This window comes from Enterobacter sp. FW301-JW81 (assembly GCF_058788735.1).
Window position 1 is genome coordinate 557,581 of record NZ_JBYTBA010000002.1, and the last position, 13,836, is coordinate 571,416.

A 13,836-nucleotide genomic window follows, 5' to 3' on the forward strand; every position below is an offset into this window, starting at 1 on the left:
CTTATGTTCACCGGGCTGATTTCGCCCCATTGCAAAGGTACAAACATGACGGCACGCGATGCAGTTTTCCCCACCGGTCGGCAGGCGCTCTATGAGCGCAATCGCTATTCACCGGCCATCAAATCCAATGGTTTCCTGTTCGTTTCGGGTCAGGTTGGCAGCCGTGAGGATGGTTCGCCTGAGCCCGATCTAAAAGCGCAAGTCCGGCTGGCCTTCGATAATCTTAATGCTGTCCTCGCGGCCGCGGGCTGCACGTTCGCTGACGTGGTTGACGTGACCCTCTTTGTCGTCGATCCCGAGTCAAACCTCGACGCTATCTGGAGTATCCTGCCAGAATATTGGGGGAAAGCGCCTTATCCTACGTTGACCGGGATCGGCGTGACGTGGCTGTACGGATTCCACTTTGAGATTAAGGTGATTGCCAGGCTGCCCTGAGCGTTACGGGACTTTCCGCCAGTCGAAAGATAAGACAGAGGAAAATTTATGAAAGCAGCGGTTTGTTGCCCGGTGGCGCTGCGCTTACCGGGTCTACAGTCCCGTAGGCCGGGTAAGGCGAAGCCGCCACCCGGCAAATTTTCCGAATGCACAAAAGTAAAAAGCCTGCTTTAAAAGCAGGCTTTTCAAATTTAGCTCTCTTTAATCGCTCGATTGCTGTCATTTCGCCGGCACGGCTCCAGTCCTGAAACCGCCTCGCATTTCGTTTATCCGATCCGCCATATTCCTTTGAAGCACATAAACAATTTTCTATTCTCGGCCTTCCTACTACGAGCAACGTTCCCGCCTGCTTTCTGCCCACTTAATTATGAAAAGGAAATCACCATGAATCTGATGAATAATTGCGCACTTCCTGCCATGAATGTTATATTAAAATATAATATTAGGAGGTGCGCTATGTATACAACTCGCCTGAAAAAGGTTGGCGGATCCATCATGCTGGCGGTTCCTCCCGCCGTGCTGAAAACGCTGGAACTGTCGACGGACAGCGAAGTCGGCATGACCATTAATAATGGTTGCCTGATTATTGAACCCCAGAAACGGCCTCATTATTCGCTTGAGGAGCTGCTGGCGCAGTGCGATCCGCACGCTGAAATGAGCGAAGAGGAGCGGGAATGGATTGATGCGCCTGCGGTGGGCAAGGAGATTCTGTAAATGGACAGAGGGGAAATCTGGCTTGTTTCACTGGATCCGACTGCTGGCCACGAGCAAAGTGGAAAACGTCCGGTACTTATCGTATCGAAGGCATCGTTTAACAAGCTGACCCGGCTACCGGTAGTGGTTCCCGTCACCAGCGGCGGAAACTTTGCGCGTACAGCAGGTTTCACCGTTTCACTGGAAGGGGCGGGGACCAAAACAATCGGCGTTATTCGCTGCGACCAGCCCAGAACCATTGATATGGCTGCCAGGAACGGCATGCGGCTGGAACGCATACCTGACGCCGTTGTAAATGAAGTGCTTGCGAGGCTGGATGCGATTCTGAATTAAGATCAGAAACGCAGAAAAGCAAAAAGCCTGCTTCAAAAGCAGGCTTTTCAAATTTGGCTCCTCTGACTGGACTCGAACCAGTGACATACGGATTAACAGTCCGCCGTTCTACCGACTGAACTACAGAGGAATCGTGTGAACGAGGCGCATATTATCGACCTCGGTTCGCCTTGTCAAAGGGGGAAAACACGCTTTTCGCTCGTTTGCTGACTATTTCAGCAAATCGCTGATTTTATAGCAAATTTGCCTTGAAATTACACAAGGAAAAGCGCCGCCCGCAGGCAGGCGGCGCGAAGGGTTAGAACAGTACGGAGTAGTTCAGGCCAAACGTGCGTCCACGGCCCTTATAGGTATACAGGCCCGGTGCGCCGTAGGTTGGGCTATACAGCCCCGGCGCGCGCTGGCCCCAGGCGGTGGTGTAGTCTTTGTCCAGCAGGTTTTCCACGCTGAAGCTGACTTTACCCACCGGCAGGGCGTAGCTGCCCAGGAAGTCGACCGTGTTATAGCCATCGATCTTCTTGCCGTCGGCGTCTGACACGTCAAAGGTCTGCGTGCTCTGCACGCGCAGGGTCCAGTCGCCCGGCGCCCAGTTGACCCATGCGCTGGCTTTCGACGGGCTGGCGCTGTCTACCGTCAGCTTCTCCCATTTGCCGTTTTCGCGGGTTTCAGACTTAATGGCGTTAAAGTTCGCGCCCGTGCTCCAGTCGCTGTTAGTGAAGAAATAGTCCACCTGACCTTCCACCCCGTAGATACGACGCTTGTCGTCTTCCAGGTTGATGGTCATATCCGTCTTGTTGATGGTGATGGTTTTATCCGAGAGCGAGTAGTACGCCGCAACCTGCGTGCGCAGGTTGTCGCCGGTATAGCGCCAGCCCAGCTCGTAAGCGTTGACCTTGATGCCGTCCAGCTTCGAATCGTTCACGTTCACGCTGTTCAGCAGGCGATAGTGGCCGTCGACGAGCTGATAGGTACCCGAGCCGTAGTACTTCGCCAGGTCCGGAATTTCGAAGCCCTGGGAGAAGTTAAACCACAGCTGCTGCTGTTCGGTCAGGCGGCCAAGGATCCCGGCGTTAAACAGGAAGTTGTTGTAATCGGTTTTCCCGCCCGGCACCGCGTCTGCGGAGGTGGCTTTCCCGGTGGCGATAGCCTGCTGCTGGGCGTAGCCAACAAAGTCGTCCACCTTGTTTTCGGTGTACTGGTAACGCACGCCGCCGCTCAGGGTGATGGCGTCAATGTCGTAACTTGCCTGCAGGAACGGGGCGAGGTTGGTGATGCTGTAGCCCGGGTAACGGCCCACGTTGTAGGCGTTGTCCAGCTCCATGCCGCCGCTTGCCGCGGCTTTGCTCAGGTCGAAGAACTGCTGGTTAGCATCAAAGGTTTCGTGGTCGGCATCCACGCCCCAGGTCAGCGTCAAATCGTCCACCGGCTTGCTGTTCAGCGTCAGCTTGCCGCCGTAGAAATCGGTTTTCTGCTGAGAGGCACCGATGCTGCTCACCACACCTTTGGTCAGGGTCGGGAACGGATAATAGGTCAGGCTCTCGTCGCGGTAGTAAATCTGCGCAACCAGGTCCTGGCCCCAGAAGTCGGTATTCGAGTACTGCAGGTTAATCAGATGGCGCTCGGTCCCCGGGACGCGGTCAGAGTCCAGGTTGCCTTTGTTGTACGCGTTCGCATCCCCCGTTACCGCGGAGAAGTTCTTCCCGAGATAGAGCCCGTGCTTGCCGTCGGATTCGCTCTTGTAGTACTGCGTGGTTAACTGCAGCTGCTGGTGATCGTCAATGTTGATGGTGCCTGTCCCCATCACATCGATACGGTCGGAATACTGCAGGCCGGTCTGGGTGTTATCAATAATCACCTCGTCGCCGTTGCCGTCGTACCAGCCGCCGTAGCGCTGATACGACACCGACAGACGACCGGACGCGTTATCATTGCCGCCGCTGACTGCCGCCGACACGTTCTCATCGTGGTCGTTGTGGCTGTTAAAGCCGCTTTTTGCCCCGGTCTGGAACTCAACCTCGGTCTCCGGCTGCCCTTTTTTGGTGACGATATTCACCAGGCCGCCGGTGCTGCCGCCGCCGTAGAGCGAGGTGGCACCGGAGATTACTTCAATGCGATCGATATTGAACGGGTCGATAGAGTCCAGCTGACGGCTGTCGCTGCGCGACGAGTTCAGGCGCACGCCGTCCACCATCACCATCATGGAACGGCCGCGCAGGTTCATGCCGTAGTTGGTACGCCCCTGGCTGCTGACGTCCATCCCCGGGATCAGCTGCGCCAGCACCTCTTTAATCTCTTTTCCGCCCTGAACCTGCTGCTCAATTTCAGCCCGCTCAATGACCCAGGTCGTCTGCGCCATCTCCGCCACGCTGCGGTGCGCGCGGCTGGCGGAGACAACGATATTTTCTTCCTTTTGTTCTTCCGCCCACGCAGAGGTAGAAAGCATTGCAAGCAAGCAAGGATTTAAAACCCAAAGATGAGAACGTTTCATTGTTATGTTGATCCTGATTGTGTGTGTCAGTACTCGGTGGTTTTTGCTAATGATTTAAAAACCGGATTGCCGTTCGGGCTGGCGGTGGTCCGCCAGTGGATAACGCCGGGTGTGGTAGCCAGCTCAAACGGCTCGTCCGCGTGCGCGCGATTCAAAATTCGCGCCGCGCGCCAGGCCATCAGGCTGAGCTGGGGTTCGGCAATACCGAGACGGTGCATCCCGGCATTCACGGCAAACAGGCGGTTGCTCTGCGGGCCGTCCCATTCGAGGGTGAAATCGTTGTTGATGCAGAAGGCTTCGTCCGTATCCAGCTTCAGGCGGTGAGACAGCGGCGCGAGGAACGCCGGCTGCACGGCGCGGTAGCCGGTGGCAAAAATCACCACGTCGCTCTCCAGCTGCTCGCGGCCGCCGTCGAGGTGATGCTGAATGCTCAGACGATGTCCGTTTTCCTGACGCGTCAGCGCCGATACCGAGCGGGACGGCAGGAGATGCGCCCAGGGTTTTTCACGCAGCACTTCAAAGCGGTGGTACATGGCGCGGTAAATCGCCAGCAGGGACTCGGTGGTGATACCGTCAGAGGTCATCTTCTGCTCGTGCAGCATCTGGCGACGGGCCTCTTCACCGAGCGTGGAGAAGCTGTCCACGTACTCCGGCGTAAAGTACTCGTTGGCGAACGCGGCCTCATCCAGCGCGTTGTAATTATTGCGGCGCGATACCCAGTTCAGGCTCAGCGGCTGGCCCCATTCGCCGCGGAAGATGTTTAAAAACAGGTCCGCACCGCTCTGGCCGCCGCCGACGACGGTAACGCGCTTGCCAGCGAGCTCCGGCGTGCGCAGCATCATCTCGCTGGCGTGGAAGCAGGTATCGTCCTGCACGGTGACGCAGTCGGGCAGATTGATCTGTTTGCCAATCCCCACGCAGACATGGCGCGCCAGGAAGCGATCGCGCTGGGTTACCACCTCAAACAGGCCGCTTTTCTCATCAAAGCTGACCTGCTGCACCTGCTGGCTGAAGGCGAGGTTGGTGAGGTTTTCCGCCGCCCAGCACAGGTAATCGGCGAACTCTTCGCGGGAGACGGTGCGCTGCTCGGTGGTCAGGAAACGGTAAAATTTCTTACGCTGCACCAGGTAGTTCAGGAAGCTGTGGCGGTTGGTAGGCTCCACGGCGCTGACCAGATCCTTCAGGAAGCTGGTCTGCATGTGGCAGTCCGGCACCATCATCCCAGGGTGCCAGGAAAAGTGCGGTTTGCGCTCAAGGAACAGCGAGCTAAAGCCGTCCAGCCCTTCTGCGAGGGCGGCGATGCTGAGGTTAAACGGGCCAATACCAATGCCGATGAAATCATAGGTTTTCATTGCGCTGACTCCCGTGAGGCCAGAAAAAGAGGGTTATCGAGATCGGTGACATAGTTCGGCAGCATGCGGCTGCCGCCGTCGTGTTCGGAGAAGGTCAGTTTGACCGGGTTGAGGATCACGCGAATAATCTGCGGCTTGAAGAGATCGAATTTAACGAAGCGGTCCGCCAGATCCGGGTGCGCGGCCATATAACCCCGCAAAACCTGCGCCAGGATCTGGTAGAAGCGCGTTTCGCTGACGCCGCTTTGCAGGGTAAGACGCGAGATAAAGCGCAGCACCGTCACAAAGTTACCGGTTTGCAGGTCGTGAATAATATAATCCGCGCTCAGGCGCGCCGTGACGGCCTTCACCTGCTCCGGCAGGCTCTGCGCCTGCGGGAAGTCCTCATCCACCAGGCGCATATCGCCCTGGAAATCCTTCAGCAGGATGCGCTGCGGGACGTAATCTTTCATCACCAGCGTCACGTTCTGCCCGTGGGCGATCAGCGCCACGCCGTAGCGGCAGAGCAGGTGATAGAACGGGATCACCGTGGTTTCAAAGAGCTTTTCCAGCCACGCCTCGGCGCTTAACCCCGAGCGTGCGATCCACGCGTCGATCAGCGGACGCCCGGCGTTATCGGTTTCCATCAGCGCCGCCATCAGCACCGCCTGTTCACCGTCCTCTAAATAACAGGACGGGTTTTCGCGCCAGATCACCCCCAGCATCTCCTGGTAGCGGTAGGGCGCTTTCGGCAATGCGGCATAGCCCGGATGCGACAGATACCCGGCAGCGGGCTCGCCCAGGACCTGCGCACCGCAGCGGGCAAGCGTCGCATCGCTGGCAAACTGCTGCTGTAGCCAGCGCGAGGCCAGCGGGCCGGCGGCAATGTATTTGCCCGGAATCCCGCGATAGCAGGAGGTGTTGTAGATGGTCAGCGGCAGCTTGATGTCATACGGCGCGCGGCGGCTGGCGTTGGTGAGCGTGCGCAGGGACTGCTGCGCCAGATACTCATCGCCAAACTCGCCCAGCTCAACCATCTCACCGCGCGCCAGCTGCGCCAGGAAATGAATGGCGATCTTCTGCTGCCACTGCCACGGGTGCAGCGGCACGGGCAGCCAGCCGTCGTCGAGGCCCAGCGCCTGCCAGCGGGCGTCAAACCGCGCGCGCTCGGCGTTGTCCATCGCGCTGGCCAGCAGGTTGTGAATGTCGCAATCGGCGTCGCTGCTCCAGACCAGATGTTCCCGCTGGACGGCGACCCAGTGCAGGCGAAAACGCCCGCGGTATTCCGGCGCGTACTGGCGCAGGGCATCCAGGCCCCAGCCGCGGCGACCTTTGTTAAAAATAAACTTCGGATGGCCGCTCATCAGGCACTGCAGTTCGTCCGGGTCGAGGTGGATAAGCGCGTCGGCATCCAGCGCTTCGCGCGCCTGTAAAAGCTGAATATCCCCCCGCAGCGTGGCGTAGAGATCTTCCATATGCTCCGCCGTTTGCGCGTCGCTCATCTCCAGCACCGTTGCCAGCTGCAGCAGCGCGCTTTCGGCTTCCACTGCCGCGCCGCTGAGGGTCGTCAGGCTGTTCGGGTCGATATGCAGCCAGCCCCAGATCCCGCGCGTGGCGCCAAACTGCCATGTTTCGCTGCCCATGGCGATCTGCCAGCGGTCCGACGAAAGCGGTTCGGCGCGCAGGGTGCGTTCGTATTCCAGCTCGGCGAGGATCTTCGCCACCATCTCACGGTTCACTTTTTGCCAGAGTGCGTTCACAGGCCCACCTCGCTGAAGAAGCGGTGACGCTGGCTCATGATGAGGCGCGAGCGCTTGTGCGGGAAGTCGAACTCTTTCACCGTGTCAAAACCGGCAGAGGAAAGGTGACGGAACAGGCGCTGGTTGTCGAAGCGCGGCTCGGCGACAATGCGCGCGGTGCGCGGCTCGTCGAGATACAGATAGTGGCTCAGGCCGCGCAGCCAGCTGCGGATGTACTGCGCGCCGCGCCAGTTTTCTTCACCCACCAGCATGTGCAGCCCGCGGTCAAACGGCTGCCAGCGATAGTGGCGGCCAATGCGGTCTTCCGGCGCCCAGTAGAGCTCAAAATAGCCGAACGGCTGGTCGTCGAAGCAGCCGATAACCGGGTAGCAATACGTTGAGTCGAGCTGGCGGCGCAGGTAGTTTTCTTGCTCGTCCTGCGGACCGGCCATCTCCCAGAAGGCGTTCACGCGCGGGTTATTCATCCAGCGGGTGAATCGCTCGCCGTCCAGCGCCACGTCCGCCACGCGGAAGCTGAGGGTGCGCTTAATTTGCGGATCGTAACGGCGATACACCTCGCCCTGCGGGCGGTGAGGGCGCAGCGGGAAGTACAGCTGGCGGCTCTCGTCAAACTGCATCCCGCCGCTGGCCTGCGGCCGTTCACCCTTCAGCCAGAGCGGCAGCTGCCAGAAGGCGTCGCGCGCCAGATAATCTCCGTGGGCCTGGCTAAACAGCGCCTGCGCCTGAGGTTCATCCTGCCACGCCGCCCACGGCAGCGTGATGCCGGTTAGCGCAGGCGCGGCGACGAACAGCTGATCCAGGGCTTCGACCAGCCAGCCGTCCGGGATGTTGTGCAGGCGCTCAAGCACCGTGCTGCCGTCGAGACCCAGCGCCAGCGGCAGCGCGCGGTCCGTGGCGGTGCAGCGAAAGCCGTAGCCGGAATGGACGATATTCGCGATGGCCATCACGCCTTCTCCTTGTAAAACGGGTTGCTAAAGTCGAAATAGATCACCGCCGGATCGGCGATGGTGTTTTCATTGCGGTCGTGCAGGTAGCAGAAGAAGTTGCCTTTGCAGTTCCAGGTTGGGCTGTCCAGCACGTAGTCGAGGCAGCGGGTCTGCTTCGCGGTCTGGCGCAGGCCCACCAGCGCGTCGCGCACCCGGGACATCAGGCTCTCTTCGCTGTCGAAACCCGCGGCGGCGAGGGCGGCGGTGACGGCAAGCGTGGAGTTCAGCAGCAGGTAGTAGGGGAAGTAGCGCAGCAGCTGGCTCTCACCAAAGCGGTTTTCCACCTCGCTTTCGCCCGCCTCCTGCAGCCACGCATCGGCCCCTTCGGTCCACGCGCTGCCCTGGCAGTCGCGGTAGATAAGCCCGACGGGGAAGTCCTGCTGCATCTCAACGAGGATATTTTGCTGGTGCGCCAGCAGGACCAGACCGTAGTCCGCCTCGGCGCTGAACAGCGGGAGTAACACGCGGTCGCAATAGGCGTCCAGCCAGCAGCGCGCGGCCTGGGCGAGCGGTAAATCCAGACGCTGGCTCAGACGGCGCACCGCCGCGGCCAGCAGGCTGTCACCGCCGTCCGGCGCGGCCTGCGTCAGGCTGACCAGCACGTTGGTCTGCGTAGCCGGCGTGTCAAACAGCAGGTTGACGCGCAGGGCCATCAGGCTCTCTTCCTGAACGGCGCCGCTTTCGTCACGCAGCCCGGCCCAGCCGTCTTCCTGCATGACGCGCATGGTGGGGTAGCGCGCCTGGAGCTCTTGCCAGCGCACCGTTTTCGCCAGACGCGCCAGGCGCATCCCGCGCTTAACCTCTTTCACCGACAGCGTGCGCACGGAGTTCGTCAGGCGCACGCTGAGGGAGAACTTAATCATGTCGCTGTTGGTTTCGCTGTACAGCGAGCGTGAGGAGCTGGTGGGCAGCCACTGCGCGCCCGCTTCACCCAGATCCAGCAGGGCCTCTTTTTCCACCAGACGCTGGCACCACTCCTGCTGCAGCAGATAGTCGGCCTGCCACGGGTGCATCGGCAGCAGCCAGCGGGTGTCGGTGAAGTGGCCGAGCAGCTCTGGCGCGCTCTGGGCGGCGAAGCGCAGCAGGCGTTCACGCAGGGAGACGTTCAGGCTGTCGCCGGCAATCAGCGTGCTTTCTACGGCAAACCAGCGCAGCGGGAAGCGGGAGGCGAAGTCGGGCAGATAGCGGCGCGCTTCGGCTTCATCAAACGGCTCGTGCGACTTCGGTGCCGGGTGAAACGCATGGCCGACCAGCAGCGCCTGTTCCGCGTCTGCAAACGTTAGCGGCTTATCGCGCAGGGTTGCCCAGCCGTGGCGTAAATCAATCGCCTGCCAGGTGTGCGCATGGCTTTCGAGGACGCGCTGCTTAAAACGCGACAGCGTAGCGGCATCGAGAGCGCCTTTTACGGACGCTTTTTCAAGAAGTAAATCAACCAGTTGGGGGAATGTGACGGCGTCACCGTCATCGCTGTCGCTCTGAATAAGGGTTGCCGGGAAACGGTACTGATGATGCTGGGTGGGAGAGAAATAGCGTACCGGAACCCGAATAGCCTGGGTTTGAGAAAGCGGGATATGAATCTGCGATAGCGCATCCTCAGTGGCAGAGGGGAGATAGCGCCAGTCCTTCGTTTCGCGCAGCAGGGCGTTTAGAAAACACTGGGCAGCAACGTCTGTACCGACAGCGCGGGGCAGAGCACGCATAGATGTACCTCATTCCATGATTGATAATAATTCTCGTTATGATATTCATTCTGTTTACAGTCGCAACCATTTTTGCAATATTTGTTTTCATAAACTTCATGATTTCCACACATTTATTGACACTATGTTCACATTCTTATGCGCGCTGACTCTGAAACATTGACCGAAAACGTCACCTCAAAAGCCAACTGGCCCCTGGCGCTATGTGCCGGTTTATTAGGTATTGGGCAAAACGGCCTGCTGGTGATGCTCCCGCAGTTGGTCACCCTGACCGGGCTGTCACTCTCGGTCTGGGCCGGGCTGCTGATGTTCGGATCCATGCTCTTTTTACCGGCCTCGCCCTGGTGGGGACGCCAGAGCGAGCGGCGGGGGTGTAAGGCCGTGATGCTGGCCTCGCTGGGCGGCTATCTGGCCAGTTTTGTGGTGATGGCGCTGGTGGTCTGGGCGATGTCGGCCGCAAGGCTCGATAGCGTCTGGGGACTGGCGGGGCTTGTTCTCTCACGTCTGATCTACGGGCTGACGGTCTCGGGCCTGGTGCCTGCGGCCCAGACGTGGGCTATTCAGCGCGGTGGGCTGGAGAAAAGAATGGCCGCGCTGGCGACGATAAGCTCCGGCCTCAGTTGCGGGCGTTTGCTCGGCCCGCCGCTGGCGGCGCTGATGCTGAGCGTCAATCCGGTAGCGCCGCTCTGGCTGATGGCGGTCGCGCCGTTTATCGCTCTGCTGCTGGTGCTGCGCGAAGTCGCTGACCCGCCGCTGCCGGCGGTGGCGCACCAGGCGACCCGCCTGCAGGCCTCCATGCTGCCGTTCCTGCTGCTGGCGCTGCTGCTGGCGGCGCTGGTCAGCCTGATGCAGCTTGGCCTGTCACCGCATCTTAGCCCCCTGCTGGACGGTAACGCCCGGGATATTAGCCATCACGTTGCGCTCCTGCTGAGCCTGGCCGCGCTGGCCACGCTCGCGGCGCAGTTCCTGGTCGTCCGCCCGCAGCATTTCAGCCCGGTGACGTTGCTCTGTATGGCGGCGGCGTTGATGGTCGTGGGCCTTGGGCTGATGGCTGTCGCCGGCTTAGCGCTGTTCTACGTGGGGATTGTTATCACGTCGCTCGGTGCGGCGATGGCCACGCCGGGCTACCAGCTGCTGCTGAACGATCGGCTAACCACCGGGAAAGGGGCCGGGGTTATCGCCACCAGCCATACGCTGGGCTACGGCGTCAGCGCGCTGCTGGTGCCGGTGGTGACGCGCTTTTATGGGGAGCACTCTTTAACGCTGGGCGCGTGGGGTATGGCGCTGCTGTTTTTAGCGTTGAGCATAGGGGTATGGTCTACCGAGCGTACCCCTGCTGAAAAACCTTAATGGATCGCGCCGCCAGACGCCTCATTCTGCCGCAGGCGCTGCAGGGGATCCTGCTGATAAAACTGGCAGAAACGCTGCCAGAGCGCCGGGAAGCGTGGGGCAAATAGTTCCGGCGCGCTGAAGAAATACTCCGAGAGTACCGCGAAGCACTCTGCGGGGTCGGTTGCTGCATAGGCATCAATGCTGGCTGCGCTTTCACCCACCAGGTCGATTTCGTCCTGGATGTTATCCATCGCCGCGTGCAGATCGTGCTCCCAGCCCGCCACCTCGCGAAGCGGGATCAGCGGTACGCCGCTGGCGCGATCGCCGTTGCGGGTATCCAGCTTATGCGCCACTTCATGAACAACCAGATTAAAACCGGACGCGTCGAACGAGTCCTGAATGTCTAACCAGTTCAGGATTATCGGCCCCTGCTGCCAGCTTTGTCCGGACTGCACCACGCGCTGGTTATGCACCAGGCCTATATCATCTTCCCACTCGTCATCCACCACGAACGGTGCCGGGTAGATCAGCACTTCGTGAAAACCGTCCAGCCACTCGATGCCGAGCTCAAGCACCGGCAGGCAGAAAAGCAGGGCGATACGCGCGTTTTTCAGGGGATCGAGCTCGAAGCCCTGCAGCGGGACCAGGCGTTTTTGCTGCAAAAAACGATCCGCCATCTGAACCAGTTTCGATTGTTCATCCGGCTTAAGATTAGCCAGAACAGGGATCGCCAGCGCGTCATCCCACGGCAGCGCCATATCCCGGCCAGCCTCATTCGTTTTCCAGGGCCACTTAATCATCGCTTTGCAAACTCGTCATTTGAACAAAATGGAAAGGTCAGGTTGAGTTAAGATGCCAGAAAATCGGTCATTGCTACAATTCCAGCCTGAATAAACTATCATTTCGTACGTAGCGGTGGGTAGCGGTTTGCAGGCATCACCTTCATTTTGTGAAGTCTGTCGTAGGCTTACACCACAGGCTCGTGACGAAATCAGTACGGTATGAACAAAGGCTATCCCGATGAGCGACTTTAAAGGTAATAAGCAGAACCTGCCCAGCCGGACGTGCGTGCACTGCCAGCGGCCCATGACGTGGCGTAAGAAATGGGCGAAATGTTGGGATGAGGTCAAATACTGTTCTGAGCGCTGTCGCAGGAGCCACCGTTGACCGAACTGCGCCTCATTCTGGGCGATCAGCTTAATCCGCACCACAGCTGGTTCGATACCTGCAATCCGAATGTCATTTACGTGATGCTGGAGCTTCGGGCAGAAACCGCGTATGTGCTTCATCACGCCCAAAAAGTTATCGCCATTTTCGCGGCCATGCGCGCGTTTGCCTCTGGGCTAAAGGAGAAGGGGCATCGGGTGAGGTATGTCCGACTTTCAGACAGCTCAAACCGCGGCGCGCTGGAAGACAATCTCAACGCGCTTGTTGCGCATTACCATGCCGACAGGGTGATGTGGCAGGAACCCGACGAATGGCGTCTGGATACGCAGCTGAAGGCGTGGGCGAAAACGGTGACCGTCGAAACGGCATGCGTCAGCAGCGAGCATTTTTTCACTACCCGTGAGCAGGTAGGTGCGTTCTTTGCGACGCGCAAAAGCTGGCGAATGGAGTTTTTTTATCGGGAAATGCGACGTCGGCACGATGTACTGTTGACCTCTGAAGGCGAGCCAGAAGGGGGGAAATGGAATTTCGATGCTGAAAACCGCAAGCGCTGGTCCGGCGAACCGTCCGCACCGGGTGACTCGCGTGCCTGCCACGATCGTTCAGACTTATGGGCGGAGCTCCAACGCTGCGGCGTAAACACCTTCGGCGAACCGCAGGCCGAGCATTTTCGCTGGCCGCTCAACCGTTCGGAAGCCAAAGACAGGCTGGATGAATTTGTCACTCACGTGCTTCCGCAGTTCGGCGCATGGCAGGATGCGATGCACGTGGATGAACCTTTTCTTTTCCACTCGTTAATTTCATTTGCGCTGAACACTAAAATGCTGAATCCGCGGGAAGTGGTCGCCGCCGCCCAGCAGGCGTGGCGCTCTGGCCACGCGCCGCTGCCTGCCGTCGAAGGATTTATCCGACAGATTCTCGGCTGGCGGGAGTACGTGCGCGGGATCTACTGGTCGCAGATGCCGGGCTATCGGGAACTGAATGCATTAGACCAGCACGCCCCGCTGCCGGACTGGTTCTGGACGGGCAAGACGCAAATGCGCTGCCTGGCGCATGCTATTGGGCAGTCACTTACTGAGGCTTACGCCCACCATATCCAGCGCCTGATGATCGTCGGGAACTTTTGCCTGCTCAGCGGGATGTCGCCGCAGGCCGTACATGAATGGTATCTGGGGGTCTATATTGATGCCTTTGAGTGGGTGGAACTGCCCAATACCCTCGGCATGAGCCAGTTTGGCGATGGCGGGCTACTGGCCAGTAAACCCTATGTCTCAAGCGCGTCTTATATCCATAAAATGAGTAATTACTGTCAGGGGTGCCGGTATCAACATAGCCAGCGTACCGGGGAGCTAGCGTGCCCCTTCAATGCCCTTTACTGGGATTTCTTTGCGCGCAACCGGGCGCGTCTCGGTAACAATCCTCGCCTGGGCATTGTCTTTAAACAGCTTGCGGATATTAACGAAGAGGAGCGAAAGGCCATTGCCGACCGCGCCGGATACATTCGCCTGCATCTCAACGACCTTTGAGTATTTCATCACCGCGTCGGTTGCGGAAGGTCAATAAGACGCTATTATTTTTGACTTTGTTGCG

Annotated in this window: 12 protein-coding genes and 1 tRNA gene; 6 read left to right on the plus strand and 7 right to left on the minus strand. The window is 59.2% G+C overall.

The features are described from left to right. Window positions 1-45 precede the first annotated feature (45 nt). The 3 genes from AC3WOK_RS09490 to AC3WOK_RS09500 all read left to right on the plus strand — a co-directional run bounded on the left by AC3WOK_RS09490 (window position 46) and on the right by AC3WOK_RS09500 (window position 1,482). The gene (locus AC3WOK_RS09490; RefSeq protein WP_059310254.1) at window positions 46-435 is read left to right on the plus strand and encodes a RidA family protein; all 390 of its coding nucleotides are present in this window, start codon (window positions 46-48) and stop codon (window positions 433-435) included. Window positions 436-891: 456 nt separating this feature from the next. Next, window positions 892-1,149 (plus strand): AbrB/MazE/SpoVT family DNA-binding domain-containing protein, encoded by a 258-nt coding sequence (locus AC3WOK_RS09495; protein WP_045286302.1) that lies wholly within the window; start codon window positions 892-894, stop codon window positions 1,147-1,149. Further along, window positions 1,150-1,482 carry a type II toxin-antitoxin system PemK/MazF family toxin gene (locus AC3WOK_RS09500; RefSeq protein WP_059310252.1) on the plus strand — a complete coding sequence of 111 codons (333 nt, stop codon included), beginning with the start codon at window positions 1,150-1,152 and terminating at the stop codon, window positions 1,480-1,482. A 54-nt stretch (window positions 1,483-1,536) separates the two neighbouring features. On the opposite strand, the gene AC3WOK_RS09505 is transcribed toward AC3WOK_RS09500, so the two are convergent. The 6 genes from AC3WOK_RS09505 to AC3WOK_RS09530 form a co-directional block, all read right to left on the minus strand. After that, window positions 1,537-1,612: transfer RNA gene (locus tag AC3WOK_RS09505), tRNA-Asn, on the minus strand. Window positions 1,613-1,780: 168 nt separating this feature from the next. Next, entirely contained in the window at window positions 1,781-3,970 is a 2,190-nt protein-coding gene (locus tag AC3WOK_RS09510; RefSeq protein ID WP_063957608.1) for a TonB-dependent siderophore receptor, read from the minus strand. A 26-nt stretch (window positions 3,971-3,996) separates the two neighbouring features. Then, window positions 3,997-5,322: a lysine N(6)-hydroxylase/L-ornithine N(5)-oxygenase family protein gene (locus AC3WOK_RS09515; RefSeq protein WP_492354400.1), complete on the minus strand. Its 1,326-nt coding sequence runs from the start codon at window positions 5,320-5,322 to the stop codon at window positions 3,997-3,999. After that, window positions 5,319-7,061: an aerobactin synthase IucC gene (gene iucC, locus AC3WOK_RS09520; protein ID WP_492354401.1), complete on the minus strand. Its 1,743-nt coding sequence runs from the start codon at window positions 7,059-7,061 to the stop codon at window positions 5,319-5,321. Before iucC ends, AC3WOK_RS09515 begins: the two co-directional genes overlap by 4 nt. Then, complete coding sequence (locus AC3WOK_RS09525; protein ID WP_492354402.1) at window positions 7,058-8,005, minus strand: GNAT family N-acetyltransferase; 948 nt, start codon at window positions 8,003-8,005, stop codon at window positions 7,058-7,060. Before AC3WOK_RS09525 ends, iucC begins: the two co-directional genes overlap by 4 nt. Continuing rightward, the gene (locus AC3WOK_RS09530; protein WP_492354403.1) at window positions 8,005-9,747 is read right to left on the minus strand and encodes an IucA/IucC family protein; all 1,743 of its coding nucleotides are present in this window, start codon (window positions 9,745-9,747) and stop codon (window positions 8,005-8,007) included. The genes AC3WOK_RS09525 and AC3WOK_RS09530 overlap by 1 nt, the downstream gene beginning before the upstream one ends. Before the next feature lie 138 nt (window positions 9,748-9,885). Between AC3WOK_RS09530 and AC3WOK_RS09535 the strand changes: the two genes are divergently transcribed. Then, window positions 9,886-11,097 (plus strand): MFS transporter, encoded by a 1,212-nt coding sequence (locus AC3WOK_RS09535; protein WP_492354404.1) that lies wholly within the window; start codon window positions 9,886-9,888, stop codon window positions 11,095-11,097. Here AC3WOK_RS09535 and mtfA read toward each other — a convergent pair. Beyond that, window positions 11,094-11,879 carry a DgsA anti-repressor MtfA gene (gene mtfA / locus AC3WOK_RS09540; RefSeq protein WP_063957605.1) on the minus strand — a complete coding sequence of 262 codons (786 nt, stop codon included), beginning with the start codon at window positions 11,877-11,879 and terminating at the stop codon, window positions 11,094-11,096. The two genes, AC3WOK_RS09535 and mtfA, sit on opposite strands and share 4 nt — an antisense overlap. Window positions 11,880-12,099: 220 nt before the next feature. Between mtfA and AC3WOK_RS09545 the strand changes: the two genes are divergently transcribed. Together AC3WOK_RS09545 and AC3WOK_RS09550 are read left to right on the plus strand one after the other, a co-directional pair. Then, window positions 12,100-12,246, plus strand: coding sequence for a DUF2256 domain-containing protein (locus AC3WOK_RS09545; protein WP_074164730.1), 147 nt, complete (start codon window positions 12,100-12,102; stop codon window positions 12,244-12,246). Continuing rightward, complete coding sequence (locus AC3WOK_RS09550; RefSeq protein WP_492354405.1) at window positions 12,243-13,772, plus strand: cryptochrome/photolyase family protein; 1,530 nt, start codon at window positions 12,243-12,245, stop codon at window positions 13,770-13,772. Before AC3WOK_RS09545 ends, AC3WOK_RS09550 begins: the two co-directional genes overlap by 4 nt. Window positions 13,773-13,836 lie beyond the last annotated feature (64 nt).

Coding starts and splice junctions, on each gene's coding strand:
- AC3WOK_RS09500 (WP_059310252.1), top strand. CDS start 1,150: ATGGACAGAGGGGAAATCTGGCTTGTTTCACTGGATCCGACTGCTGGC.
- mtfA (WP_063957605.1), bottom strand. CDS start 11,879: ATGATTAAGTGGCCCTGGAAAACGAATGAGGCTGGCCGGGATATGGCG.
- AC3WOK_RS09515 (WP_492354400.1), bottom strand. CDS start 5,322: ATGAAAACCTATGATTTCATCGGCATTGGTATTGGCCCGTTTAACCTC.
- AC3WOK_RS09490 (WP_059310254.1), top strand. CDS start 46: ATGACGGCACGCGATGCAGTTTTCCCCACCGGTCGGCAGGCGCTCTAT.
- AC3WOK_RS09510 (WP_063957608.1), bottom strand. CDS start 3,970: ATGAAACGTTCTCATCTTTGGGTTTTAAATCCTTGCTTGCTTGCAATG.
- AC3WOK_RS09530 (WP_492354403.1), bottom strand. CDS start 9,747: ATGCGTGCTCTGCCCCGCGCTGTCGGTACAGACGTTGCTGCCCAGTGT.
- AC3WOK_RS09525 (WP_492354402.1), bottom strand. CDS start 8,005: ATGGCCATCGCGAATATCGTCCATTCCGGCTACGGCTTTCGCTGCACC.
- AC3WOK_RS09545 (WP_074164730.1), top strand. CDS start 12,100: ATGAGCGACTTTAAAGGTAATAAGCAGAACCTGCCCAGCCGGACGTGC.
- AC3WOK_RS09535 (WP_492354404.1), top strand. CDS start 9,886: ATGCGCGCTGACTCTGAAACATTGACCGAAAACGTCACCTCAAAAGCC.
- AC3WOK_RS09495 (WP_045286302.1), top strand. CDS start 892: ATGTATACAACTCGCCTGAAAAAGGTTGGCGGATCCATCATGCTGGCG.